The sequence below is a fragment of the Streptomyces sp. NPDC000229 genome, assembly GCF_040300825.1.
GTDB lineage: Bacteria > Actinomycetota > Actinomycetes > Streptomycetales > Streptomycetaceae > Streptomyces.
On sequence record NZ_JBEPEL010000008.1, the window covers coordinates 109205 to 134718 of the forward strand.

General features: G+C 72.3%; 23 protein-coding genes and 1 pseudogene. 10 read left to right on the forward strand and 14 right to left on the reverse strand.

Annotated features, from left to right (window positions below; translation table 11 throughout):
- Positions 1 to 63 precede the first annotated feature (63 nt).
- From hflX to miaA, 6 genes are all read right to left on the reverse strand, one after another.
- Positions 64 to 1557 (reverse strand): GTPase HflX, encoded by a 1494-nt coding sequence (hflX, locus tag ABT360_RS07360; protein ID WP_351812102.1) that lies wholly within the window; start codon positions 1555 to 1557, stop codon positions 64 to 66.
- Positions 1558 to 1762: 205 nt separating this feature from the next.
- Positions 1763 to 3274 (reverse strand): M1 family metallopeptidase, encoded by a 1512-nt coding sequence (locus ABT360_RS07365; protein WP_351812104.1) that lies wholly within the window; start codon positions 3272 to 3274, stop codon positions 1763 to 1765.
- A gap of 203 nt (positions 3275 to 3477) precedes the next feature.
- A complete protein-coding gene (locus tag ABT360_RS07370) occupies positions 3478 to 5628 on the reverse strand; it encodes a RelA/SpoT family protein (protein WP_351812182.1) in 2151 nt (716 codons plus the stop codon).
- Positions 5629 to 5812: 184 nt separating this feature from the next.
- Positions 5813 to 6697, reverse strand: a complete 885-nt coding sequence (gene dapF / locus ABT360_RS07375; RefSeq protein ID WP_351812185.1) for a diaminopimelate epimerase — start codon at positions 6695 to 6697, stop codon at positions 5813 to 5815.
- A 76-nt stretch (positions 6698 to 6773) separates the two neighbouring features.
- Positions 6774 to 7241 (reverse strand): hypothetical protein, encoded by a 468-nt coding sequence (locus tag ABT360_RS07380; protein ID WP_351812188.1) that lies wholly within the window; start codon positions 7239 to 7241, stop codon positions 6774 to 6776.
- 107 nt (positions 7242 to 7348) lie between these two features.
- Positions 7349 to 8287, reverse strand: coding sequence for a tRNA (adenosine(37)-N6)-dimethylallyltransferase MiaA (gene miaA / locus ABT360_RS07385; protein WP_351812107.1), 939 nt, complete (start codon positions 8285 to 8287; stop codon positions 7349 to 7351).
- A gap of 251 nt (positions 8288 to 8538) precedes the next feature.
- On the opposite strand from miaA, the gene ABT360_RS07390 reads away from it, so the two are divergent.
- Both ABT360_RS07390 and ABT360_RS07395 read left to right on the forward strand, forming a co-directional pair.
- Positions 8539 to 8724 carry a gliding motility protein gene (locus ABT360_RS07390; protein ID WP_351812110.1) on the forward strand — a complete coding sequence of 62 codons (186 nt, stop codon included), beginning with the start codon at positions 8539 to 8541 and terminating at the stop codon, positions 8722 to 8724.
- Positions 8725 to 8760: 36 nt separating this feature from the next.
- Complete coding sequence (locus tag ABT360_RS07395; RefSeq protein ID WP_351812113.1) at positions 8761 to 9015, forward strand: antitoxin; 255 nt, start codon at positions 8761 to 8763, stop codon at positions 9013 to 9015.
- A 78-nt stretch (positions 9016 to 9093) separates the two neighbouring features.
- On the opposite strand, the gene ABT360_RS07400 is transcribed toward ABT360_RS07395, so the two are convergent.
- Genes ABT360_RS07400 through ABT360_RS07410 form a run of 3 tightly spaced genes read right to left on the reverse strand, consistent with a single transcriptional unit; the run spans position 9094 to position 12035 of the window.
- Complete coding sequence (locus ABT360_RS07400) at positions 9094 to 9801, reverse strand: class III extradiol dioxygenase subunit B-like domain-containing protein (protein ID WP_351812116.1); 708 nt, start codon at positions 9799 to 9801, stop codon at positions 9094 to 9096.
- Between the two features lie 51 nt (positions 9802 to 9852).
- Entirely contained in the window at positions 9853 to 11343 is a 1491-nt protein-coding gene (gene miaB, locus ABT360_RS07405) for a tRNA (N6-isopentenyl adenosine(37)-C2)-methylthiotransferase MiaB (RefSeq protein ID WP_351812191.1), read from the reverse strand.
- Positions 11344 to 11369: 26 nt separating this feature from the next.
- On the reverse strand, positions 11370 to 12035 hold the full coding sequence (locus tag ABT360_RS07410; RefSeq protein ID WP_351812119.1) for a TetR/AcrR family transcriptional regulator: 666 nt from the start codon (positions 12033 to 12035) through the stop codon (positions 11370 to 11372).
- Positions 12036 to 12162: 127 nt separating this feature from the next.
- Here ABT360_RS07410 and ABT360_RS07415 point away from each other — a divergent pair, with 127 nt between their 5' ends.
- Both ABT360_RS07415 and ABT360_RS07420 read left to right on the forward strand, forming a co-directional pair.
- Positions 12163 to 13689, forward strand: a complete 1527-nt coding sequence (locus ABT360_RS07415; RefSeq protein ID WP_351812194.1) for an APC family permease — start codon at positions 12163 to 12165, stop codon at positions 13687 to 13689.
- 71 nt (positions 13690 to 13760) lie between these two features.
- Positions 13761 to 14900, forward strand: a complete 1140-nt coding sequence (locus tag ABT360_RS07420) for an agmatine deiminase family protein (protein ID WP_351812122.1) — start codon at positions 13761 to 13763, stop codon at positions 14898 to 14900.
- Between the two features lie 6 nt (positions 14901 to 14906).
- On the opposite strand, the gene ABT360_RS07425 is transcribed toward ABT360_RS07420, so the two are convergent.
- Complete coding sequence (locus tag ABT360_RS07425; protein WP_351812125.1) at positions 14907 to 16274, reverse strand: cytochrome P450; 1368 nt, start codon at positions 16272 to 16274, stop codon at positions 14907 to 14909.
- 145 nt (positions 16275 to 16419) lie between these two features.
- Between ABT360_RS07425 and ABT360_RS07430 the strand changes: the two are divergent.
- Positions 16420 to 16662, forward strand: a pseudogene (locus ABT360_RS07430) (thioesterase II family protein); the annotation flags it as partial.
- Between the two features lie 110 nt (positions 16663 to 16772).
- Here ABT360_RS07430 and ABT360_RS07435 read toward each other — a convergent pair.
- Together ABT360_RS07435 and ABT360_RS07440 are read right to left on the reverse strand one after the other, a co-directional pair.
- Positions 16773 to 17867: an AMP-binding protein gene (locus ABT360_RS07435; protein WP_351812128.1), complete on the reverse strand. Its 1095-nt coding sequence runs from the start codon at positions 17865 to 17867 to the stop codon at positions 16773 to 16775.
- The gene (locus tag ABT360_RS07440) at positions 17854 to 18126 is read right to left on the reverse strand and encodes a hypothetical protein (protein WP_351812130.1); all 273 of its coding nucleotides are present in this window, start codon (positions 18124 to 18126) and stop codon (positions 17854 to 17856) included. The genes ABT360_RS07435 and ABT360_RS07440 overlap by 14 nt, the downstream gene beginning before the upstream one ends.
- Before the next feature lie 134 nt (positions 18127 to 18260).
- Between ABT360_RS07440 and ABT360_RS07445 the strand changes: the two genes are divergently transcribed.
- Positions 18261 to 19259, forward strand: a complete 999-nt coding sequence (locus tag ABT360_RS07445; protein ID WP_351812133.1) for a TAXI family TRAP transporter solute-binding subunit — start codon at positions 18261 to 18263, stop codon at positions 19257 to 19259.
- Here ABT360_RS07445 and ABT360_RS07450 read toward each other — a convergent pair.
- Both ABT360_RS07450 and ABT360_RS07455 read right to left on the reverse strand, forming a co-directional pair.
- On the reverse strand, positions 19249 to 20652 hold the full coding sequence (locus tag ABT360_RS07450) for a HAMP domain-containing sensor histidine kinase (protein WP_351812136.1): 1404 nt from the start codon (positions 20650 to 20652) through the stop codon (positions 19249 to 19251). The two genes, ABT360_RS07445 and ABT360_RS07450, sit on opposite strands and share 11 nt — an antisense overlap.
- A gap of 14 nt (positions 20653 to 20666) precedes the next feature.
- Positions 20667 to 21404, reverse strand: coding sequence for a response regulator transcription factor (locus ABT360_RS07455; protein WP_351812139.1), 738 nt, complete (start codon positions 21402 to 21404; stop codon positions 20667 to 20669).
- Between the two features lie 273 nt (positions 21405 to 21677).
- On the opposite strand from ABT360_RS07455, the gene ABT360_RS07460 reads away from it, so the two are divergent.
- The 4 genes from ABT360_RS07460 (at position 21678) to ABT360_RS07475 (ending at position 25339) form a co-directional block, all read left to right on the forward strand.
- On the forward strand, positions 21678 to 22463 hold the full coding sequence (locus ABT360_RS07460) for an amino acid ABC transporter ATP-binding protein (RefSeq protein ID WP_351812141.1): 786 nt from the start codon (positions 21678 to 21680) through the stop codon (positions 22461 to 22463).
- A gap of 64 nt (positions 22464 to 22527) precedes the next feature.
- A complete protein-coding gene (locus tag ABT360_RS07465; RefSeq protein ID WP_351812144.1) occupies positions 22528 to 23451 on the forward strand; it encodes a glutamate ABC transporter substrate-binding protein in 924 nt (307 codons plus the stop codon).
- A gap of 320 nt (positions 23452 to 23771) precedes the next feature.
- Entirely contained in the window at positions 23772 to 24419 is a 648-nt protein-coding gene (locus ABT360_RS07470) for an amino acid ABC transporter permease (RefSeq protein ID WP_351812147.1), read from the forward strand.
- Positions 24416 to 25339, forward strand: coding sequence for an amino acid ABC transporter permease (locus ABT360_RS07475; RefSeq protein ID WP_351812150.1), 924 nt, complete (start codon positions 24416 to 24418; stop codon positions 25337 to 25339). Before ABT360_RS07470 ends, ABT360_RS07475 begins: the two co-directional genes overlap by 4 nt.
- The last annotated feature ends 175 nt before the right edge of the window (positions 25340 to 25514 follow it).

Below are 25514 nucleotides of genomic sequence, written 5' to 3' on the forward strand. Positions count from 1 at the left end.
GAAGGCCCGCCCCCTCACGAAGAGGGAGCGGGCCTTCGGGCGTTCACACGGCCGTCGGAACCGTCAGTGCGCCGCGGGGATGTACGGCGCCAGGAAGGCGGCCAGTTCCTCGTGCACCCGCGCCTTGAGCAGCGTGCCCTCCGGCGTGTGCTCCTCGGAGAGGACCTCGCCCTCGGCGTGCGCACGCGAGACCAGCGCGCCCTGCGTGTACGGCAAGAGCGCCTCGATCTCGACCTGCGGCCGCGGCAGCTCGGCGTCGATCAGCGCGAGCAGCTCGTCGATGCCCGCGCCGGTCCGCGCCGACACCGCGATCGAGTGCCGCTCGATGCGCAGCAGCCGCTGCAGTACGAGCGGGTCGGCGGCGTCCGCCTTGTTGATCACCACGATCTCCGGCACGTCCAGCGCGCCCACGTCGCGGATCACCTCGCGCACGGCGGCCAGCTGCTCCTCCGGCGCGGGGTGCGAGCCGTCCACCACGTGCAGGATCAGGTCGGAGTCACCGACCTCCTCCATGGTGGAGCGGAACGCCTCGACGAGGTGGTGCGGCAGGTGCCGTACGAACCCGACGGTGTCGGCCAGCGTGTAGAGGCGGCCGCTCGGGGTCTCGGCCCGGCGCACGGTCGGGTCGAGGGTGGCGAACAGCGCGTTCTCCACGAGCACGCCCGCGCCCGTCAGCCGGTTCAGCAGGGACGACTTGCCGGCGTTGGTGTACCCGGCGATCGCGACCGACGGCACCTTGTTGCGCCGCCGCTCCTGCCGCTTGATGTCACGGCCCGTCTTCATCTCCGCGATCTCACGGCGCATCTTCGCCATCTTCTCGCGGATCCGTCGCCGGTCCGTCTCGATCTTGGTCTCACCGGGACCACGGGTGGCCATGCCGCCACCGCCGCCGCCACCCATCTGCCGGGACAGCGACTGACCCCAGCCTCGCAGCCGCGGCAGCATGTACTGCATCTGCGCGAGCGCGACCTGCGCCTTGCCCTCACGGGACTTGGCGTGCTGGGCGAAGATGTCGAGGATCAGGGCGGTCCGGTCGACCACCTTGACCTTGACGACGTCCTCGAGGTGGATCAGCTGGCCGGGGCTGAGCTCACCGTCGCAGACGACGGTGTCGGCCCCGGTCTCGAGCACGATGTCACGCAGCTCGTTCGCCTTGCCGGAGCCGATGTACGTGGCCGGGTCGGGCTTGTCGCGGCGCTGGATCACTCCGTCGAGCACCAGCGCACCCGCCGTCTCGGCGAGCGCCGCCAGCTCCGCGAGGGAGTTCTCCGCGTCCTGCACGGTCCCCGAGGTCCATACGCCGACCAGCACCACACGCTCCAGGCGCAGCTGCCGGTACTCGACCTCGGTGACGTCTTCGAGCTCGGTGGAGAGACCCGCCACACGGCGCAGCGCGGCTCGCTCGGAGCGGTCGAACTGGTCGCCGTCCCGCTCTCCGTCGATCTCGAAGCTCCAGGCGACGTCCTCTTCCATCAGGGCATCGGCCCGAAGGCTCTCGGTGCGGGTCTTGTCCGCGAAGCTCTGCGCGTCCTGGGAAGGGGATGAAGAGGAGGTCATTGGATCCTTACGTCGTGGGAATCGTGGGTGCCCGGGCGGCCCACGCCGACTCGAGCGGCTCGTCAGTCACAACGCGTGACTCCCCCGATTGATTCCCGGGGCGGGCCCTCGGCATTCCAGGGGCCCGGCAGCGCCGCCGACCCGTTGATGGTCGCACGGCACGGCCGGGCCCGTCACGCGGGTTTTCGGAGCGTGGAAGCGCCGGTCAGCGCTTGGCCGCGGGGGCCGGTGCCTTCGTGGCGCCCTTGGCCGGGGCCTTGCTGCGCCAGTCCGGGTGGCCCGGCATCTTCGGGGTGCGCTCGCCGTACAGCCAGTCCTTGAGGAACGCGGTCAGGTCCCGCCCCGCCTCCTCCGACGCGAGCCGTACGAAATCGGCGGTGCTCGCCGTGGAGTGCGCGTACTGCGTCACCCAGCGCCGCTCCAGCCGCTCGAAGGCGGCCTTGCCGATCTCCTGCCGCAGCGCGTACAGGACCAGGGCGCTGCCGTCGTAGACGACCGGCCGGAACAGGCTGATCTTCTGACCCGCCGCGGGCGGCCTGGGCGCGGCCGGCGGCCCGCCCGCGGCGCGCCAGCGGTCGGAGTCGGTGTACGCCTGGCGCATGCGCTGCTCCAGGGGCTGCTGGGCCGTCTCCTCCGCGTACAGCGCCTCGTACCAGGTGGCGTGTCCTTCGTTGAGCCACAGGTCGGCCCACCGGCGCGGCGAGACGCTGTTGCCGAACCAGTGGTGGGCCAGTTCGTGCACCATGATCGACTCGACGAACCACTCGGGGAGGGTGCCCCGGGTGAACAGTGAGCGCTCGAAGAGGGAGAGCGTCTGGGTCTCCAGCTCGAAGCCGGTGTCGGCGTCGGCGACGAGCACGCCGTACGTCTCGAAGGGGTAGGGGCCGACCTTGCGCTCCATCCACTCCAGGTGGGCGGGGGTCCGCTTCAGCCAGGGTTCCATCCGCTCGACGTCTGCGGACGGCACGACGTCGCGCACCGGCAGACCGTGCGGGCCGGTACGGCGGACGACGGTGGAGCGGCCGATGGACACCTGGGCGAGCTCGGTGGCCATGGGCCGGGTGCCGCGGTACGTCCAGGTACCGGTGTCACCGCTGAGCGACCGGGCCACGTGCTGCCCGTTGGCGACCACCGTCAGGTCCTTGGGCGCGGTGACGTGGAAGGTGAAGTACGCCTTGTCGGCGGGATGGTCGTTGCCGGGGAAGACGCGGTGGGCGGCGTCGGCCTGGTTGGCCATCGCCAGGCCGTCGGCGGTGCGGACCCAGCCGCCCGCGTTCCTGGGGCCGGCCGGGTCGCTGGTGTGGGTGACGGCGATGTGGAACCGTTCGCCGGGCCCGACCGCCCGGGACGGCTCGATCACCAGGTCCTCGCCGCTGGACGCGAACTCGGCGGGCCGGCCGTCGACCTCGACCGAGCGGACGGTGCCGTGGGTGAAGTCCAGGTTGACGCGGTCGAGCCGGTCGGTGGCCCGCGCGTCGATCTTGGTGACGGCGTCCAGCGGCTTGCTGTTGTCGCCCCGGTAGGTGAAGGCGATGTCGTACGCGAGGACGTCGTACCCGGGGTTGCCGAGCTGCGGGAAGAGCGGGTCGCCGATGCCGAGCGGCTGGGGTGAGGGCAGCGCCGCGCCGATCAGGCCGGCCGAGGCCGCCGCCACCAGGGCCGCCCGGAGGCGCCGCGAGGTGCGAGCTGTGCGAGGTGCACGCGATGTGAGGGGCATGGGGCAACCGCTACCAGCGCACCGGGCCCGGACCACGACGGCGCGCTCCCCGCGCACCCGAACGGCCTCGGGCCCGCCGCCGGGAGGGTGCGCGGAACGGGCCCGGGGAAGCCTCCGGGGCCCGGGAACGGACACGGGGAAGCCTGCGGGGCCCAGGAACGGACACGGGGGAGCCTGCGGGGCCCGGGAGGGGGCGCGGGGACTCAGTGGGGGGCGGGGGTCGGGTGCTGGGCGCGGCTGACGTCGTAGACCCCGGGCACGTCGCGCATGGCGCGCATCAGGGCGGGCAGCTCGGCGGCGTCGGCGAGCTGGAGCGTGTAGGTGTGGCGGACGCGCTGCTCGCTGGGCGGTTCGACGGTGGCCGAGACGATCGCCGCGCCGGCCGTGGCGATGGCCTCTGTGAGATCGGCGAGCAGCCGCGGCCTGCCGAACGATTCGGCGACCAGCGTGACCCGGCACTCGGCCGCCTCTCCCCACCGCACGTCGACCGGCACCCGCCCGGCCGCCTCCATGCGCCGTACGGCGGGGCATCCGGCCCGGTGGACGGTGACGTTTCCGCCGCGCACCGGAAAGCCGGTGACCGCGTCCGGCGGCACGGGCGTGCAGCAGCGGGCCAGCCGCACCGAGGCGTCCGGCAGGTCGGCCACGACGGCGTTCGCCGCGGCGTCCCGGGCGGCCGGGGGGTCGGCGCTCACGGCGGTGGACGGCGGGCGGGGGGCGGCCGCCGGGACCTTGACGCCCTCGGGGTGCGCGGTGAGCCAGCCGGTGATGGCGATCCGGGCGGCCGGGGTACGGGCGTGCCTCAGCCAGTCGGGCGAGGGCCCGGAGGCGGGATCGGGCTGGGCGATGTCGCCTGCGCGGGCCTCCACCCCCGCCTCGCCCCGGGCGAGCAGCAGTTGCACCGTGTCGCCGTCGTTCAGGACGGTACCCAGAGCTGCGAGGCGGCCGTTGACGCGGGCGCCGACGCAGGTGTGGGCCGCCTCGCCGTACTGCGCGTACGCGGCGTCCACGCACGTCGCGCCGGCCGGCAGGGCGAGCGTGCCGCCGTCCGGGCGGAAGACGGTGATCTCGCCGTCCTGGGCGAGGTCGGCGCGGAGCGAGGTCCAGAAGGTGTCGGGGTCGGGGGTGGACTGCTGCCAGGCGAGCAGCCGGGAGAGCCAGCCGGGCCGGGTGGGGTCGCTGCGCTCGCCGTCCTCGCCCGTGGGCTCGACGCCTTCGGCGGGCGCCGCGTACGGATTGCCGAGGGCGACGACTCCGGCCTCGGCGACCTTGTGCATCTGGTGCGTGCGGATGAGGACTTCGGCGACGGCTCCGTCGGGTGCGGCGACGGCCGTGTGGAGCGACTGGTAGAGGTTGAACTTGGGCGCGGCGATGAAGTCCTTGAACTCGGAGATCACCGGGGTGAAGCAGGTGTGCAGCTCGCCGAGCACTCCGTAGCAGTCGGCGTCGTCCCCGACCAGGACGAGCAGCCGCCCGAAGTCGGTGCCGCGCAGTTCACCGCGCTTGAGCCGGACGCGGTGCACGGAGACGAAGTGGCGTGGCCGCACCAGCACTTCGGCCGGGATCCGGGCCTCCCTGAGCACCGTCCGGACGTCGTCGGCGATGGCGGCCAGCGCGTCCGGGGCGGTGGCGTTGTCGGCGATGAGGGCGCGGGTGTTCTCGTACTCGGCGGGGTGGAGGATGGCGAAGACCAGGTCCTCCAGTTCGGTCTTGAGGGCCTGTACGCCGAGCCGCTCGGCGAGCGGGATCAGGACGTCGCGCGTCACCTTGGCGATGCGGACCTGCTTCTCGGGGCGCATCACGCCGAGGGTGCGCATGTTGTGCAGCCGGTCGGCGAGTTTGATCGACATGACGCGTACGTCGTTGCCGGTGGCGACGAGCATCTTGCGGAAGGTCTCGGGCTCGGCGGCGGCCCCGTAGTCGACCTTCTCCAGTTTGGTGACCCCGTCGACCAGGTAACAGACCTCCTCGCCGAACTCCTCCCTCACCTGATCCAGGGTCACGTCCGTGTCCTCGACGGTGTCGTGGAGGAGGGAGGCGGTCAAGGTGGTGGTCTCAGCGCCCAGTTCGGCGAGGATCAGCGTGACGGCGAGGGGGTGGGTGATGTACGGCTCGCCGCTCTTGCGGAACTGGCCCCGGTGGGAGGACTCGGCGAGTACGTACGCCCGGTGCAGGACGGCCAGGTCCGCGTCCGGGTGGTGGGCCCGGTGGGCCTCGGCGACATGGCTGATGGCGTCGGGCAGCCGGTCCCGGGTGCCGGGACCGAGCAGTGCGGCGCGGCCGAGCCTCCGGAGGTCGATCCTCGGGCGGCCGCGCCGACGGCTGGGCGCGGGGTTCGTGGCCTCTGCACTCAGGTTGGTGGCCTCTGCGCTCATGGGCACCTCCGACGGCGTCGACCGGCGGTGGGGCGGGCAAGGCATGCCCGCCGGGCCGGTGCTTGATGCTACCGAGCCCACCACGTAGCGCTGACCTGCTCTCGCTCAGCGTGAACCGGATCACCCATTCGAGCGAAGGGCGCGCGAAGGGCTGCGCAGAGGTTCAGGCGGACGTTCGGACGGGCGCGGAGGCGAACCAGGCCGGGTCGATGTGGCCTTCGGCGACGATGACCGCGGGGCCGGTCATCTCGATCTCGCCGTCGGGGCGCTCGGTGATCACGAGCGTGCCGCCGAGGACGTCCACGGTGTACGTGACCGGGGCCCCCGTCTCGGCCGGGTCGCTGCCGTCCCGCCGGGCGGCCGCGACGGCGACCGCGCACGCGCCGGTGCCGCACGAGCGGGTCTCGGCGGCGCCGCGCTCGTGGACGCGCATGGCCACGTGGCGGGGGCCGCGGTCGGCGACGAACTCGATGTTGACGCCGTCCGGGTACACCGCGGCCGGCTCGTACGGCGGCTCGGCGTACAGGTCGCCGGCGTGGTCGAGGTCCTCGACGAAGGCCACCGCGTGGGGGTTTCCCATGTTCACGTTCCGCGCGGGCCAGCTGCGGCCGCCGACGGTGACCGTGACCCCGTCCTCGGGGAGCCGGGCGCGGCCCATGGAGACCGTGACGTCGCCGTTCTTGGCGAGGTGGACGCGCTTGACGCCGCCGCGAGTGGCGACCGCGACGTCACCGGCGGTGACGTGTCCGGCGTGCTGGAGGTACCGGGCGAAGACGCGGACGCCGTTGCCGCACATCTCGGCGACCGAGCCGTCGGCGTTGCGGTAGTCCATGAACCACTCGGCCTCGTCGGCCATGGCGCGCGCCTCGGGGTGGGCGGCGGACCGGACGACATGCAGCACGCCGTCGCCGCCGATCCCGGCCCGGCGGTCGCAGAGGCGGGCCACGACGCCGGCGGGGAGGTCGATGGCGTTGTCCGGGTCGGGCACGATCACGAAGTCGTTCTCGGTGCCGTGGCCCTTCAGGAAGGCGATGGGCGCGCTGGTCACGGGATCGTTGGTCACGGGGTCAATCGTACGGGTGGGGTCCGACACCCGGCCGGTCGGTCCGTCGGCCGCCGTGACGTCAGCGCAGTCGGGCCACGCGCCAGACCGCGAGGACGACCGGGACCGCGACGCCCACGGCGTACAGGGCGATCACGCGCCAGTCGGGGCGTTCGCCGGAGCCTCGGGCGGGGAGCCCGGGCCAGGTGTAGCCGACGCGGCGGGCGGCCATCATGCCCCAGCCGGCGGCGCAGCCGCACAGCAGCAGGCCCAGCATGGCGAGGACCGCGCCGCCGTCGCCCGAGCCGAAGGCGAGGGGGAAGCCGAACATCAGCGAGCCGATCACGGCGAGGCCGACGATGGGGGCGAGCTGCCAGATGCGCAGCTTGCGCTGCGGGCGCAGTTCGACCTCGACCTCGTCGGGGGTGATCTCCGGGGTCCCGTCCTCGTTGAGGTCGGGACCGTCCGGGCTCAGGCCCGGTGCGTCACTGGCCACCTGGGGTTCGTCCGGTGCTTCCTGGTGTTCTCTGTCGCGAGGGCCGGCCTCCATCGCCACGCGCCCTCCCCACTCGGATTCCACTGGTCGATCGATGCTCGATGATGGCACGCCCCCGACCGCCGGAATGACGGGCAGGGCGTCCCGATGCCATCACGTGATCAGGCTGTAACCGCTCGTTCGACCAACGCCAGCGCCTTGTCGGGAAGTTCCGCGCGGTCGGCGGCGGCGCCGCTCAGCCAGTGGACGCGCGGGTCGCGCCGGAACCAGGAGTCCTGGCGGCGTGCGAAGCGCTTGGTGGCGCGTACGGTCTCGGCGCGCGCCTCCTCCTCGGTGCACTCGCCCGCGAGCGCGGCCAGCACCTGCTGGTAGCCGAGCGCGCGCGAGGCGGTGCGGCCCTCGCGCAGCCCGTGTGCCTCCAGGGCCCGGACCTCGTCGACGAGCCCGGCCTCCCACATCCGGTCCACGCGCGTGGTGATCCGCTCGTCGAGTTCGGGACGTTCGACGTCGACGCCGATCTGGACGGTGTCGTACACCGAGTCGTGACCGGGGAGGTTGGCCGTGAAGGGCCTGCCGGTGATCTCGATGACTTCCAGGGCCCGGACGATCCGGCGGCCGTTGCTGGGCAGGATGGCGCGTGCGGCCTCGGGGTCGGCGGCGGCGAGCCGGGCGTGCAGGACGCCGGAGCCGCGCTCGTCGAGCTCGGCCTCGAGGCGGGCGCGGACGGCGGGGTCGGTGCCGGGGAACTCCAGGGCGTCGATGGCGCCGCGTACGTACAGCCCGGAGCCGCCGACGAGGACGGGAGTGCGGCCGGCGGCGAGCAGTCGGTCGATCTCCGCGCGGGCCAGCCTCTGGTACTCCGCGACGCTGGCCGCCTCGGTGACGTCCCAGATGTCGAGGAGGTGGTGCGTGATGCCGCCGCGCTCCTCGGGCGTCAGCTTGGCGGTGCCGATGTCCATCCCCCGGTAGAGCTGCATGGAGTCGGCGTTGACGACTTCGCCGCCCAGCTGCTGGGCGAGGTGGACGCCCAGATCGGACTTTCCGGCTGCCGTGGGGCCGACGACGGCGATGACCCGCGGGGCGGGAGCTGTACTTCTCACTGCCCCAGTCTCGCAAACCTCAAGACCGCTCCTCGAACGAGTTACGTGACGGCACGACATCGGCGTCGTTGCCTGTTGCGAGGTTCCGACCGCCGGTTTATGGACCGGCTCCACCGGGCGACGCAATGGGACGCTCCGGGCGGCGCGGAATTTCGCCCACACGAGTACGCTATGGAGTAGATATGGGCGTTTTTGCACGGTTTCGTCGGCGTAAGGAGACTGCCGAGGCCTCGCCCCAGGAGGAGGCGGCCGTGACGTCGGCCGACGCATCGGCGGAGGGCACCGGGAAGGCCGCCGAGGCGTCGGACACGGCGGACGCGGCGGACGCGGCGGACACGGAGCCGGAAGTCGCCCCGGCCGAGGGTGTGGAGATCCCCAAGCAGCAGTCGGCCGAGGAGGCGGCGGACAACGAGGCCGGCGAGGGCGCCCGCAAGTAGGATCCTTACGACGGTTACTCCGAGGGAAGGTGCCCCATGGGCTTCCTGGATTCGCTGAAGGCCAAGCTCGGTCCTGCCAAGGACAAGGTCTCCGACCTCGCGCACCAGCACGAGAGCAAGATCGACCACGGCCTGGACAAGGCCGCCAGGATGGTCGACCAGAAGACCAAGGGCAAGTACAGCGACAAGATCCAATCGGGCACGGGCAAGGCCAAGAACGCCGTGGGGCGGATCGCCCACAAGGACGACGGCGGCACGCCGCCGGCGCCGCCGGTTCCGCCGGCCTCCTGACCTCGTTCGACCGGCCACGGCACGACGGACGGCCGCGGAGCGCATCACCGTGCTCCGCGGCCGTCCGCCGTCGTTCGGCTACGACCAGGCGGCGACGAAGTAACCGACGCCGTACGGCGCGTCCTCGTAGAGCAGGCGGCCCTCCAGGCCCGCGCCCTCGGCCGCGCCCGCGAGGACCTGCCAGGGCGCCCTGCCTGCCGCTTTCAGCTCGTACGCGAGGTGCTCGTCCATCGCCGCGAGGGCGGCCGTGTCCGCCGAGCCCAGCGCCCGGGCGGCCCGCTCGTCGAAGGCGGCGGCGCGGTCGTCGAGGTAGCCCGGCGCCTTGAGACTGCGGCACGCGCTGCCGTCCCCCAGCACCAGGAGGGCGACGCGCCCCGCCTGTGCGGCGAGCTCCCGGCCGGCGTCGGCGCACCGCGCCGGCGCGAGCCGCTCCCCCACGGCGAGGCCCTCGACCGGGGCGCCGGCCCAGCCGGCGCGCGCGAGCAGCCAGGCGCCCACGGCGAGCGGCGCGGGCAGCGGCCGGTCACCGCCGGCTCCCGTCCCGAGCCGTACGTCCACGTCGACACCGAAGCCCCGGAAGTCCCCCGCCGTCCCCGCCGGGTACCGCTCCAGCCCCTCCTCCGCGCCGGGCCCGACCACGACCAGCCGGTCCGGGCGCGACGCGGCGAGCACCGCGAGCGCGTCGGAGCACGCCGTGCGCGCCCCGTCGAGCTCGGGCGCCGCACCGGCGGCGAGGTCCGGGACGAGGAGGGGCGGGCAGGGGCAGACGGCGGCGGCGGCAAGCATGATCCGCAGCGTAGCCGGTGGCCCCCGGGACTCCGGGAAAGCCCCCGCAGGTCAGCCGACCGTGCAGCCGCCCGTGACCGGGGGCAGCGGGGCCGGGGCGCCGATCTGCGGCAGGCCGAGCATGACGCCCGCGGGCTTGGCGGCCTCGGCCGCGTTGCGCTTCTCCCAGGCGTCGCCCGCGCGGGTGCGGCGCACATGGGCCGTCGGGCCCTCGGCGAGGAGGTGGTGGGGGGCCGCGTACGTGATCTCGACGGTCACCACGTCACCGGGGCGCACGTCCTGCTCCGGCTTGGTGAAGTGGACCAGGCGGTTGTCGGGGGCGCGGCCGGACAGGCGGTGGGTGGCGCCGTCCTTGCGGCCCTCGCCCTCCGCGACCATGACCTCCAGGGTGCGGCCGACCTGCTTCTTGTTCTCCTCCCAGGAGATCTCCTCCTGGAGGGCGACCAGGCGCATGTAGCGGTCCTGTACGACCTCCTTGGGGATCTGCCCCTCCATGGTCGCCGCCGGGGTGCCGGGGCGCTTGGAGTACTGGAAGGTGAAGGCCTGCGCGAACCGCGCCTCGCGCACCACGTGCATGGTCTGCTCGAAGTCCTCCTCCGTCTCACCGGGGAAGCCCACGATGATGTCGGTGGAGATGGCGGCGTGCGGGATGGCCTCCCGCACCTTGCCGATGATCCCGAGGAAGCGGTCCTGGCGGTACGAGCGGCGCATCGCCTTCAGGACCGTGTCCGAGCCGGACTGCAGCGGCATGTGGAGCTGCGGCATCACATTGGGCGTCTCGGCCATCGCGGCGATCACGTCGTCGGTGAAGTCGCGCGGGTGCGGGGAGGTGAAGCGGACGCGCTCCAGGCCCTCGATCTTCCCGCAGGCGCGCAGCAGCTTGCTGAACGCCTCGCGGTCGCCGATGTCGGAGCCGTACGCGTTGACGTTCTGGCCGAGCAGGGTGATCTCGGAGACGCCTTCGGAGACCAGCGCCTCGATCTCGGCGAGGATGTCGCCGGGACGGCGGTCCTTCTCCTTGCCGCGCAGCGCCGGGACGATGCAGAAGGTGCAGGTGTTGTTGCAGCCGACGGAGATGGAGACCCACGCGGCGTACGCCGACTCGCGCCGGGTCGGCAGCGTGGAGGGGAACGCCTCCAGCGACTCGGCGATCTCGATCTGCGCCTCCTCCTGGACGCGGGCGCGCTCCAGGAGCACCGGCAGCTTGCCGATGTTGTGCGTACCGAAGACGACGTCGACCCAGGGCGCCTTCTTCACGATCGTGTCGCGGTCCTTCTGGGCCAGGCAGCCGCCGACGGCGATCTGCATGCCGGGCCGCTTGGTCTTCATCGGGGCGAGCCGGCCGAGGTTGCCGTACAGCTTGTTGTCGGCGTTCTCGCGGACCGCGCAGGTGTTGAAGACCACGACGTCGGCGTCACCGTCGGAGCCCTCGGGGGCGCGGACGTAACCGGCGTCCTCCAACAGGCCGGAGAGGCGCTCGGAGTCGTGAACGTTCATCTGGCACCCGTAGGTGCGTACCTCGTACGTCTTCAAACCGTCCACAACTCCGCCAGCCACGTCGTTACCGCTCACCCGTCCAGGGTAAGGGGTCCCGTCGGCCCGCCCTGCTGAATGGCGGCGGCAAGGCCGTCGAGGAGGAGGGTGAGTCCCGCCTCGAAGCCGCGGTCGTCGAGACCGGCCAGCCCCGAGGCGTCGCCGTCGGCCCCCTCCAGGGCGTCGGCAAGGGAGGGGTAGGCCGGGCGATAGCCGTCCGGGGGGCGGGTGAAGCCGGCCGTGAAGGTCTCCAGGGCGGAGCCCAGGACCAGGTAGTCCAGGGCCGCGGCGACCTCGGCCGCCTTGGCCGGGGTGCAGCCGATCCGGACCAGGGCGGCGATCAGCGTGTCGTAGCCGCGCAGGGCCTTGTCGGCCTCGACACGGCGCCGGGCCACCAGGGCGATCATGTGCGGGTAGCGGAGGTACACGCGGCGGTAGCCGCGGGCGTACGCGGCGATGCCCTCGCGCCAGCGCGGGTCGTCGAGCGGGGCGAGGTCGATCTCCTCGTTGATCCGTTCCAGTGCCGCGTCCAGCAGGTCGTCCTTGGACGCCACATGGTGGTAGAGCGACGCGCCGCGCACTCCCAGGCGCTGGGCGAGGGCCCGCATCGTCAGGGCCTGGGGTCCCAGCTCTTCGAGGAGTTCCAGGGCGGTGCGCGCGATGCTCTCGCGGCTCAGCAGTGGCTGGCTCGGTCGGCCCATCGCGGTGCTCCCCCTCTTATCCGCCGCCAGGTTACCGGGCGGGAGGGGTTCACATTCGGCCAGTGGCGCGTTAAGTTCCCCGCACCCCGATACCTAACAACGTTAGATTTAGCACCACGAGGTGACCATGACGCAGTCGTACGACACTGATGCCGACGCCGCCCGCCTGGGCGACCTCGGCTACCGGCAGGAGCTGCGCCGCAGCCTCGGCATCCTGGGGAACATCTCCATGGGCTTCGCCGTGGTCTCCCCCGTGGTGGCCCTGTACGCGGTCGCCATGGTCGGCACGACCGTCGCGGGGCCCGCCTGGATCTGGGCGCTGCCGGTGGTGCTGATCGGCCAGTGCCTGGTCGTGAACGTCTACTCGGAGCTCGCGTCCCAGTGGCCGCTCGCGGGCGGCCCGTACCAGTGGAGCCGCCGGCTGCTCGGGCCCGCCTTCGGGTGGATGGGCGGCTGGGTGTGGCAGTTCGCCGTGATGTTCGGCAACACCACCGTGGCCTACCTCGCCGCGCCCTGGGTCTTCGCGCTCTTCGGGATCACGCCCACGCCCGGGGCGATGGTGGCGGTCGCGGTGGGCATCCTGCTCGGCTGCATGCTGATCAACGCGTACGGCATCAGGGTCCTGAGCTTCATCGTGTCGCTGGGCATCGGAGCCGAGGCGGTGGCCTCCGTCCTGGTCGGCTTCTCCCTGCTGCTGTTCTTCCGGGACCACGACTTCGTCCTGTTCACCGACACCATGGGGGCCGAGGCGCTGTCCGGCGGTTCCACGACGATGGCCTTCCTCGCCGCCGTCGCCGTGGCCGGCTGGGCCTTCATCGGCTTCGACGCCTGCGTCTCCGCCTCCGAGGAGACCAAGGACGCGGGCCGGCAGGTACCGCGCGCCATGTGGTGGGCGCTGCTCAGCGTCGGCGCGGTCGTGATCCTCAACGCCATGGCCGTCGCCCTCTCCCACCCCGCGCCCGAGAAGGTCGTCCTGGGCGAGGACATCGACCCGGTGACCACGGCGGTGGTGCACTCCTTCGGCTCCTGGTCCGACAAGCCCTTCGTGGCCGTCGTCCTGATCGGCTTCCTCGCCTGCGCCATGGCCTCCCAGGGCGGCGCGGCGCGCGGCCTGTACTCACTGGCCCGGGACGGTGTCTTCCCCTTCTCCCGGCAGGTGCGGAAGGTCAACAAGCGCCAGGCGCCCCTCGGCGGGCTCGTCGCGTCCACCCTGGTCAGCGGCACGGCCCTGCTGCTCGGTCTCGACGCGACCGCCATCGGCAGCCTGATCGCCTTCGGTACGGCGGCGACGTTCCTGCCGTTCTTCCTCACCTCGCTGGCCGCCCTCGTCGCCCGGCTGCGCGGCACCTGGGTCCCCTCGGGGCACATCCGGCAGGGGCGCAAGGGCACGGTGCTGAACGTCCTGGCGGTGCTGTGGACCGGCTTCGAGGTGGTCAACGTCTGCTGGCCGCGCGCCATCCTCGCCCCTCCGGGTGCGCCCTGGTACCAGGTGTGGGCCGGGCTGCTGGGCACCGCCGTGATCATCCTCGCCGGGCTGGTCTACCTGGTGGTCCGCCGCCCGCAGGACAGGATCCGCGACGACCGGCCGCCGGCTGCCGCTGCCCCCGTGCCGGACGCGGACGAATCCGCCGCGCTCGCCACCGACGCCTCCTGACGCCGCTCACCCCCTCCCGACCCCACCCCCCGCACGCGCACATCAACCGTTTCCCTGCAAGGAGATACGCGATGAGTCTGCCCCGCACGCCGCACATGAGCAGGAGAGGATTCGGCGGCGCAGCCCTGACGGCCGCCGCGGCCGCGCTGATCGGCCCCGGCCGGGCCACCGCCGCCACGGCCGCCACGACCGGGGAGGCCACCACGGTGTTCCACGCCCCCGCCGAGTGGGAAGCGCACTCCGGTTGTGTCATGGCCTGGCCCTGGGACCCGGCCGTCGGCTGGGGCGGGCTGCTGCGCGACGTCCAGGACGAAATAGTGGGCATAGCCCAGCAGATCGCCCGCTTCGAGTCGGTCCTGATGGTCGCCGAGCCGGGCCGGGGCGCCGAGGCCCGCGCCCGGTGCGGCAGCGGCATCACGGTCATCGAGCACCCGGTCAACGACTGCTGGACGCGCGACACGGGCCCGGTCTTCGCCGTCGACGCGGGGAGGACACAGAAGGTCGGGCTCGACTTCCGGTTCAACGGCTGGGGCGAGAAGTACCCGTACGACAAGGACGACTTCCTGCCGGTCGGCGTCTGCGACCACCTGGGCGTGGAGCGCCGGCCCGTCGACATGGTCCTGGAGGGCGGGGCCGTCATCACCGACGGGCAGGGCACCCTCATCACCACCGAGGAGTGCCTGCTCCACCCCAGCCGCAACCCGTCCATGAGCCGCGCCCAGATCGAGGCCGCGCTGCTGGGCGCGTACGGGGCGAGCAAGGTCGTCTGGCTACCGTACGGCCTGAACAACGACGACATCACCAACGGACACGTCGATCTCGTCGCCGCCTACCTCGGCCCCGCCAAGGTCCTCCTCCACACCCAGCCGGACCCCGCCAGCCCCAACCACGCCCGGATGGCGGCCAACCAGGCGGTGCTGCGCAACGCCACGGACGCGCGCGGGCGCCGGTTCGAGATCGTGGAGCTGCACCACCAGCCGCACTACCGCATGAGCGGCGTACGCGTGGAGACGTTCAGCTACACCAACTACTACGAGACCAGCGGCAGCGTCGTCGTGCCCCTGTCGGGCGAACCCGCGGACGCCCTCGCCCTCGCCCAGTTCCGCACGCTCTTCCCCACCCGGGAGGTCGTGGGGGTCCGGGCGCGGACCCTCGGCTGGGGCGGCGGCGGGGTCCACTGCGTCACCCAGCACGTCCCGAGGACGCAGTAGCCCCGGTCACCGCACGGCGCGGAGGGTGGCGGGCAGCGGGGTCGACGGCTGGAGCAGCAGGCCGGCCCGGGGCGTCACCTCCGCGGCCGGAAGGTCCAGGCGGAAGCGCTGCGCGAGCGTGGCGAGGATCAGGACGGCTTCCACCAGCGCGAAACGGGCGCCCAGGCAGGTACGCTGACCGCCGCCGAAGGGGTACCAGGCGTGGTCGGGTACGGCGTCGGGGCTGCCGTCGTCCCAGCGTTCGGGGCGGAACTCCCCGGCCCTCGGGAACCAGCGGGGGTCGCGGTGGGTGGTCCACGGGGAGCACCAGACGATGGTGCGGGCCGGGACGCGCCGGCCGCCGAGGGTGGCGCCTTCCCGGGCCACGGCCGCGAGGAGCCAGGCGGGCGGGTAGAGCCGCAGGGCCTCCTTGACGATCTGCTGGGCCCAGGTGAGCCGGTCGTAGTCGTCGATGGCCGGCGGACGTCCGGCCAGTACGCGGTCGAGTTCGGCGTCGAGGCGGTCACGGGCGGAGGGGGACCTCGACAGCAGGTGCCACATCCAGGTCAGGGCGGTCGACGTCGTCTCGTGGCCGGCCGCCCACAGGGTGACCGCCTCGTCGCGCACCTCCCGGGGCGACAGGGGCCGGCCGTCCTCGTCGCGAGCCGAGAGGAGCCGGCTCAGCAGGTCGTCGCGGGGCTCGCCGCCCCCGGTGTCCCCCGGGTCGGCCGACCGGGCCCGGATGAGCCGGTGCACCTCGCCGTCGATCGTGGCCACCGCCGCCCGCAGCCGCTGCCGCGCCGGGGTGGTGACCCACCCGGGCATGAACAGGGTGACGCCCCGCAGCTCCGCGCCGATCTCGTGCTCGGCCACGTTCATCGCCTCGGCCAGCGCCCCGGTGTCGTCACCGAGGTCATTGCCGAACAGACAGCGCAGCACCACCCGTTGGGTGATGAGCGCCATCTCGCGGTGTACGTCGATCCGGTCGCCGTCCCGCCACCGGTCGGCCGCCCAGCGGGCGCAGTCGACCATGGTGGCGGCGTATGCCTTGACCTGGCGCGGCCGGACCGTCGGCTGCACCAGCGAGCGCTTGCGGCGCCAGTCCTCCCCCTTGCTCATGATCACGCTCTGGCCGACCACCCGCTTGAACGCCCAGCCGATCTCCAGGATGTCGTACGCGTGCTCCCGGGCGGCCAGCAGCTCGGCGATGTGCTGGGGGTGGGACAGGAACAGGCTCTGCCGGGCCCCCAGCGACCAGCGCACGGCGTCCCCGAACTCGTCCCGCAGCCGCGTCAGGAACGCCAGCGGGTCCCTGCCGAACTCCGGCAGGTTGCCCAGCAGGGGCAGGCCACGGGGCCCGGGTACGGGGTTCAGGGGGAGGCTGCACGTGGTCACTTGGGCTCCAGCGGTCGGGCGCACGGCTCGGTGGTCGACTCCCTTAACGCGGCGGGCCGCGGTGAGGTGGCGGCGTCAGCGATGTGTCAGTCCCGGCCAGGATCGTGGGGGCGACACACACGACGCGGGCCTTGGGGGCAGGAAGATGTGGACACAGTGCGTCGAGCCACGGCCGTTCGCGGACCGGCGGCTGGTCTGCTTTCCCCATGCCGGCGGCTCGCCCTACTTCTTCCGGGGCTGGGGCAAGTCGCTCACGGGGTTCGAGGTCCACGCCGTCTGCTACCCGGGCCGTGCCGAGCGCATCGCGGAGCCGCCCGCCACGGAGCTGGCCGCGATGGCGGGTGACGTCGCGGAGGCGCTGATCCCGTGGATGGACGGCCGGCCCACCGTGTTCTTCGGCGTCTGCCACCGCGGCCCGTTCCTCGGGGAGAAGCCGGGCGCCCGGCGGGTCGGAGAAGACCTCGACGGCGGCGGCGTACGGCGGCAGTATCCGCTCGATCACGCCGGGGCCGCTCCCGCGCGTCCGGTCACGAACAGCTCGCCGCCGTCGAAGAAGCCCAGGTCTCCGGTACGCGTGCCGGGGCCGCCCGGCGCGTCCACCCGGATCTCGCCGACGACCCGCTCGGGGACCGCCCGGCGTGACACGGGATCGACGACCCGCACACCGGTGCCCGGCAACGGCGTTCCCCGGCCGACCAGTTCGACCCCGCCGTGATGGGACCTGGGTACGGGCACCGCCTCGCCCCGGGCCAGGGCCGCGCGGTCGTAGCGGGCCGTGACGGTGGGGTAGAGAGGCCGTGCCAGCGTGCCGCCGGGCGTGCCGTCGCCGGGGCTGTAGCCCGCGGCGAACACCTCCTCGCGGAAGAACCCGGGCCGGAAGGCGTCGGCGAACCGGCGCAGCGTCCGCGCCCTGACCGGCTGCCCGCTCCCGCCGACGCCACCAACGAGGCCACCGCCCCCGACGGCGGCCACCCGCCAGGTCGACAGGTCGATGCGCATCCGGTCCGCCACCGGGACGCGCCTGACGCACAGTTCGTACGCGCTGTCCGGCGCCGCGGCGAAGACGTCCTCCTCCGCCTCGATGGCGCGCAGCCACACGCGCGGGTCCCGTACGAAGGTGGCGGGCTCCAGGGTCACGGCGGCCGCCCCCGAGGCGAGCGGGAGGACCAGCGCCGTGGCCAGTCCCGTGCCGTGCCACAGGGGCAGCCAGCTCACGACGGTCGTGCCGGGGTCGACGTCGCACCGGTCACGCACCGCCGCCTGGCCGGCCACCAGGGCACCGTGGCCGACGGCGACGCCGCTCGGCCACCGCCCGGCGGGGCGGGCCCCGTACCGCAGCAGCGCCGGCGCCAGGGGGTCGAGGGCCACGGGGCCGCCGCGCCGGTGGCGGGAGGCGCGCACCGCTTCCCGTACGGCGACCCGGGGCAGGCCCGGCAGCGGCCCTGCGGCGGCGTCCGGCACCAGCACCGCGCTGGGGCGGCAGTCCCGGGCGATGGCGGCGAGGGCCTGGCCGGTCGCGTCCGCCACCGGTACGGCGACCATCCCGGCGTACAGGCAGCCGAAGAACCCGGCGTGGAAGTCAAGGCCCGGCAATGGGCGGGATGATCACCCGGTCGCCGGGCCGTCCGGTCCGGTGCAGCGCGGCCGCCACCGCGCGGGCCCGCGCGTCGAGCTCGGCCGGGGTGATCCGCGCGAGCCGCTCGACCGCCGGGCCCAGGGCGGTGAACAGGGGCCGGTCGGCGCCGGGGCCCGTGGCGCGCTCGATCAGCATGGCCACGACCGTGCGGGCCGGGGGCGGGGCGGCCGCCCGGAGGTCCTCGGCGACGTTCTCGATCGGCGGTGCGCTGCTCATCGGCTCGTCCTCCCGGTCAGGCCACTCGTCCCGGCATCATGCTGCCGGGCGGCGCTGACGTGTCACTGACAGCGGTCCGAACCGTTGTCCGCCGGGCCTGGCCATCCCCGGGAGTGAGCTGGCAGGATCGCGCCATGCTCCAGGCTCTGTCCCGCATCGACCGCCGCCGTGCCCTCCAGGGGTCGGCGGTGGGTCTCGTGGTGCTGGGCCTGCTCCTGTGGTGGCTGCTTCCGCCCGGGGAGCCGTCCCCCCGCGGAAAGGTCACCTTCAGCACCGGCGTACCGACCGGGGTGTACCAGCGGTACGGCGAACTGCTGGAGGAGGCGCTGGGGCGGACCGTGCCGGACGTCGCCATAACGCTCCTGGACAGCGAGGGCTCCCGGCAGAACCTGGAGCGGCTGGCGGCCGGGAAGGCCGATTTCACGATCGCCACGGCCGACGCGGTGGCGACCTACATCCGGGACAGCAGGCCGGGCGCCTACGATCTGCGCGGCTGTGCGCGGCTGTACGACGACTATGTGCAGCTGATCGTGCCCGCGGGGTCGAAGGTGCGCTCCACCCGCGATCTGCGGGGCCTGCGGGTCGGCGTGGGGCAGGACGGGTCGGGCGTACGGCTGATCGCGAACCGGCTGCTCCAGGCCGCCAAGATCGATCCGGAGACGGACATCAAGCCCGTGTCGGCCGGGATCGACACCATGCCCGCCCTGCTGGAGCAGGGCCGGCTGGACGCGTTCTTCTGGTCCGGCGGCCTGCCCACCAGCGCCGTGCAGAAGCTTTCGGAGCGCTTCCCGATCCGGCTCATCCCGCTGGAGGGCGATCTGATCAACCGGGTGCACGAGGGCGGTGGCAGCGGCCGCTACTACCGCTCGGCCGTGGTGCCCGCCGACGCCTACGCCCTCGCGCAGGAGGGCCGGCCGGTCGAAACGGTGGCCGTGGCCAACCTGCTCGTCACGACCGACCGTACGGACCCGGCGCTGGCGGAGGCCTTCACGCGTACGGTGATCCAGAGCCGTGACCGCATCGGCCGCGAGGTGCACCCCGCGCAGCTGGTCGACCTGCGCACGGCGATCTACACGGATCCGCTGCCGCTGCACGAGGGTGCGCGGCGCTACTACCGCTCGGTCAAGCCTTAGCCGGTTCGGGCCGGGTGCGCGGGACGGTGACCGTGACGCGCAGGCCGTGCGGCTCGTGGCGGGAGTACGCGATCGAGCCGCCGCCCGCCGCGAGCAGGGCGCGCGAGATGGACAGCCCGAGGCCAGAGCCCTTGACGTTCTGGTGACGGTTGCTGCGCCAGAAGCGGTCGCCGATGCGGGCCAGCTCGTCGTCGGTCAGGCCGGGGCCGCGGTCCGTGACCACGATCGTGGAGGTGTCGCCGTCGGCGGCGACGGTCACGGTGACCTCCTCGCCGGCGGGCGTGAACTTCAGCGCGTTGTCGATCACGGCGTCGAGGGCGCTGGACAGCGCCACCGGGTCGGCCCAGGCGGTGACGGCCGAGCCGCAGCCGGTCAGCCGGACGCCCTTCTCGTCGGCGAGCGGCCGCCAGGCGGCCACGCGCTCGCCGGCCAGCTCCCCGATGTCGGTGAGCCGCAGATCGGCGGGGGCGTGCTCGGCGAGGGCGAGGTCCAGCAGGTCGTCGAGGACCTGGGCGAGGCGCTTGCCCTCGGTACGTACGGAGGCGATCTCGTCGTTGCCCGGCGGCAGTTCCAGCGCGAGCAGCTCGATGCGCAGCAGCAGCGCGGCGAGCGGGTTGCGCAACTGGTGCGAGGCGTCGGCGACGAAGGCCCGCTGCTGTTCCAGCACTTCCTCGACGTTGTCGGCCATCTCGTTGAACGACCGGGCGAGCCGCCGCAGTTCGGGTGGGCCGCCGGCCGCCGCGACCCGGGAGTTCATCCGGCCGGTCGCGATGTCGTGCGTGGCCGCGTCCAGGACCTTGACGGGCTTGAGCACCCACCCGGTGAGCCGGAACGCCGCGCCGACCGCCAGCAGCATGGCGGCGACCTCGCCGGCCGCGATCAGCAGCCAGCCGTGCAGGATGCGTGAGCGCAGTTGTCCGGTGGGTGAGTCGGTGAGCACGACGGCGACGACGTCCCCGTCCCGTACGACCGGTGAGGCCACCGCGAGCCGGGCGTCCGGCTGCCAGGGCCAGACCTGCGGCGGGTCGTGGCTGCGGCGGCCCAGGAGAGCCTCGCGGAAGGCGCGGCGGGGCTCGCCGCTCTCGGGCACGTCCCAGTCCTTGGGGGCGCGGGCCATGGCGGTGGTGTCGCGGTAGAAGACGCCCACCTCGATCCCGTACACCTCGTGGTAGCGGACGAGTTCGCCGTACAGGGTGGACTGCCGTTCGTCGATGCCGGGCCCGCGCTCGGTGACGAACTGGGCGAGCGCCGCGAAGCGGGCGGTGTCGTCGATCCGGTCGACGACGACGGTCTGCTGCTGGGCGGCGGCGAGGCTGGCCGCGAGCGGGAAGCCGAGCGCCAGCAGCACGCCCGCCATGAGGACGAGGAGCAGCGGGAGGAGACGGGTGCGCACGGGGATTCAGGGCGTTACGCGGCCGGCGCGACCAGGCGGTAGCCGACGCCGCGCACGGTCTCGATGAGGGCGGGCATCCGCAGCTTGGCGCGCAGGGACGCCACGTGCACCTCCAGGGTGCGGCCGGTCCCCTCCCAGCTGGTGCGCCAGACCTCGCTGATGATCTGCTCCCGCCGGAAGACGACGCCGGGCCGCTGCGCGAGCAGGGCGAGCAGGTCGAACTCCTTGCGGGTGAGCTGGACCTCCGTACCCGCCACGCTGACCCTGCGGGTGGGCAGCTCGATGGTGACGGAGCCCAGGCGCAGCGGGGCCGCGTCGTCGGTGCCGCCCGTACCGCCCGTACCGCCGGTGCCGCCGCTGTCGTCGGCGTCCGTGGCGCTCGAGCGCCGGCTGACGGCGTGGATGCGGGCGAGCAACTCGCCGGTGTCGTACGGCTTGACGACGTAGTCGTCGGCGCCGAGGTTGAGCCCGTGGATCCGGGAGCGGACGTCGGCCCGGGCGGTCACCATGATCACCGGGGTGGTGGTGAGCTTCCGGAGTTTGCCGCACACCTGGTAGCCGTCCTGGTCGGGCAGGCCGAGGTCCAGGAGGACGACGCCGAAGGGCGCCCGTCCGGCGTTGGCGGCGGGCAGCACGGCCTGGAGCGCCTCCTCGCCGTTGCGGGCGTGGGTGACGTCGAATCCGTGCTTCTTGAGGATCGCGGACAGGGCCGCGGCGACGTGGTCGTCGTCCTCGACGAGCAGCAGTCTCATGGCCCCCCTCCGAAAGGTGCGATCGCTTGGGTGACCATACGGCCACCTTGGCATGAACGCTGATGTGCGGGCCGCCAGTCAAGAGGGTTCCGGGTGCGGGGGAGGTTCCGTTATGCACCCGTTCTCCTCGCCCCGGTCCCGGCGCCGTCCCGTTCACGCATAGTGTCCGGTTGCAGCCGGATCGTTATGCTCAATTTCCGCTCAGATGTAATGACGCTGGTCGCACCGCGTGCTTAGGGTCCTCCCAACCGAGGAGGACGGAGCAAGAAGCCGATGAGCGGAGTGTCAGTGACCAAGGGCGCGGAGGACGCCGTACCGACGGCAAGCGACCTGGTGGTGCTGAGCAACGTCAACAAGCACTTCGGCGCGCTGCATGTGCTCCAGGACATCGACCTGACCATCGCCCGTGGCGAGGTCGTGGTCGTCATCGGACCGTCCGGGTCCGGCAAGTCCACGCTGTGCCGCACCATCAACCGCCTGGAGACGATCGACTCGGGCAGCATCACCATCGACGGCAAGCCGCTGCCCCAGGAGGGCAAGGAGCTCGCCCGACTGCGCGCCGACGTCGGCATGGTCTTCCAGTCGTTCAACCTCTTCGCGCACAAGACCGTGCTGGAGAACGTCATGCTGGGCCAGGTCAAGGTCCGCAAGGCGGACAAGAAGGCCGCGGAGCAGAAGGCCCGGACGCTGCTCGACCGGGTGGGCGTCGGCTCGCAGGCCGACAAGTACCCGGCGCAGCTGTCCGGCGGGCAGCAGCAGCGCGTCGCGATCGCCCGCGCGCTGGCGATGGACCCGAAGGTGATGCTCTTCGACGAGCCCACGTCGGCGCTCGACCCCGAGATGATCAACGAGGTCCTCGAGGTCATGCAGCAGCTGGCGCGGGACGGGATGACGATGATCGTCGTCACCCACGAGATGGGCTTCGCCCGGTCCGCCGCCAACCGGGTCGTCTTCATGGCGGACGGCCGGATCGTCGAAGAGGCGACGCCGGACCAGTTCTTCAGCAGTCCGCGCAGCGACCGGGCCAAGGACTTCCTGTCGAAGATCCTTCACCACTGACGGGATCGCGCTGGTCACCAGCGGCGATGACGACCAACGAACCACGACATAAGGGATGTTCACCATGAAGCTCCGCAAGACGGCCGCGCTGGCCGTTGCTGTGCTCGCGCTGTCCGCGACCGCCTGTGGTGGCAAGGAGGGCTCCGCGGGTGACAAGCCGGCAGGCGTCCAGCCCGGCGCCTCGAACGCGCCGGCCCTGCCGAAGTACGTCGTCGCGACGAACGTCGACCTGAAGGGCTCGGCGACGTTCAAGGCCGCCAAGGAGCGCGGCAAGCTGATCATCGGCTCCAAGGCGGACCAGCCGTACCTCGGCTTCGAGGACCAGGCCACCAAGAAGCGCTCCGGCTTCGACGTCGAGATCGCCAAGCTGGTCGCCGCCGAGCTGGGCTTCACCGAGTCCCAGATCGAGTGGAAGACGGTCGACTCCAGCACCCGTGAGACCGCGATCTCCAAGGGCCAGGTCGACTACTACGTCGGTACGTACACGATCAACGACAAGCGCAAGGCGCAGGTCGGCTTCGCGGGCCCGTACTACAAGGCCGGCGCCGACCTCCTGGTCCGCAAGGACGAGACCGGCATCACCGGCCCGACGGCCGTCAAGGGCAAGAAGGTCTGCTCCATCAAGGGCTCCACTCCGCTCCAGGAGATCAAGAAGCCGCAGTACGGCGCCCAGACCACCGAGCTCGGCAAGTACTCGGACTGCGTCCAGCAGCTGCTGACCAAGCAGGTCGACGCGGTGACGACGGACGACGCGATCCTCAAGGGTTACGCCGCCCAGAACCCCGGCAAGCTGAAGGTCGTCGGCAAGCCGTTCACGCAGGAGCCGTACGGCATCGGCATGAACAAGGAGGACAAGGTCCTGCGCGACGCGGTCAACAACGCGCTGGAGAAGGGCATCAAGGACGGCACGTACAAGAAGATCTACGAGGCCACCCTGGGCCTGTCCGGCTCGGCCTACACCGCCCCGCCGGCGCTCGAGCGCTACTGACCGCCCCGCTGCACCGCTGCACCGCTCCACCGCTTCACGCCGGAGCGCCCCGTACCTGATGCGTACGGGGCGCTCGGCCCCGTGCTTGGCCGCACAACCCCGTACGCAACCACGCACCTTGCGTGCACGGGCGTCACGCACCGCCCGTGCACAGGACCACGTGCCTCACGGCACGGGGCGCCACGCACCGCCCGTGCACAGCACAGGCACGCACCACGCACCACGGGTGCGCCGTCACCAGCAGCCGCACCCGATCCCGCACGCATACCGCCCCGCACGCACCTTGACCGCCAGCCGCTGACCGCCGACGCGGAGACCCCATGAACGTACTGCTCGACCACTTCTCAGAGTTCCGCGACGGCTTCATAGGAACCGTGTCGATCACCGCCGTCAGCACCGCCATCGCGCTGGTCCTCGGCGTCGCCATCGCCGGTTTCCGGGTCTCCCCCGTCCCGCCGCTGCGCTGGTTCGGCACCGCGTGGGTCACCCTGCTGCGCAACACGCCGCTGACGCTGCTGTTCCTGGTGACGACGTTCGTGGTTCCCGAGATCCTGTTCCCGGGCATGAGCGCCTTCGTCCTCGGATCGATCGCGCTCGGCTTCTACACCTCCTCCTTCATCTGCGAGGCGGTCCGCTCCGGCATCAACACGGTGCCGCTGGGCCAGGCCGAGGCGGCCCGCTCCCTCGGCATGACGTTCTCGCAGACGCTGCGGCTGATCGTGCTGCCGCAGGCCACCCGTACCGTGCTTCCGCCGCTGAGCTCGATCCTCATCGCGCTCACCAAGAACTCGGCCATCGCGGGCGCCTTCAGCGTCACCGAACTCTTCGGCTGGCAGAAGCTGATGAGCGAGGAGGGATACGACATCATCCCCATCTTCATCTGGGTCTCCCTCGCCTACCTGGTCGTCACCTTCTCCATCAGTGGTGTCTTCCGCATCCTTGAGCGCCGCCTGGAGGTCGCCCGATGAGCGCCAGCGTTCTCTTCGACGCCCCCGGCCCCAAGGCCGTCGTCCGCAACCGCGTCTACGCCGTCCTCGGCACCCTCGCCATCCTGGGGCTGCTCGCCGTCACGATCGTCCGGCTGAGCGACAAGGGGCACCTCGCCCCCGAGATGTGGGACATCTTCAACTACGCGGGTATCCGGCAGAACATCGCCGACGCCATCCTCGCCACCCTGAAGGCGTTCGGCATCGCGGCCGTCGGCTCGCTGGTGCTCGGCGTGCTCCTGGCCGTCGCGCGGCTCTCGGACCACAAGCCGGTCAGGTGGCTGGCGACCGGCTTCATCGAGCTGTTCCGCTCGATCCCGCTGCTGATCACCATCTACGCCGTGTGGGTCGGTTTCCTGACCGACTACTCGATGTGGGCGCTGGCGGTCGGCCTGTCGATCTACAACGGCTGTGTCCAGGCCGAGGTGCTGCGCGCCGGCATCAACTCCGTACCGAAGGGCCAGCGGGAAGCCGCGTACGCGCTCGGCATGAGCAAGACGCAGGTCATGACGACCGTGCTGATGCCGCAGGCCGTCCGGGCGATGCTGCCGACGATCATCAGCCAGCTGGTGGTGACCCTCAAGGACACCTCGCTCGGCTTCATCATCCTGTACCCCGAGCTGCTCCAGACGGCCCGCCTGATCGCCTCCAACACGCAGGTCAACGGCATGTACCCGTACGTGTCGACGATCGTGGTGGTCGGTGCCATCTACGTCGCGATGTGCCTGGCCCTGTCCGGGCTCGCGACCTGGATCGAGAAGCGCGGCCGCCGCGCCAAGACGGGTATCGGCCCGGTCGACCCCGCCGGAAGCGCGGCCGTGCTGGCCGGTGACGCCGGGAACGCGGTGGTGCTCGGGGGCACCTCCGGCGCACCCGACGGGGGCGGTATCTCGAAGGACTGACGGTATGTGACATCATCCGGGTGTCTTACGCGGTGTACGGGGGCAGTGGCGGTCGCGCCGCTGCCCCCGTCACTTGACGCAAGCACCCGCAGTGGGTTGCATACGTTCTGTGATCGCGTCGCGTCGGGCTCCAGCCGCACTTTCCCGTGTTTCCCCTGCTCACCGCGTGGCCGTA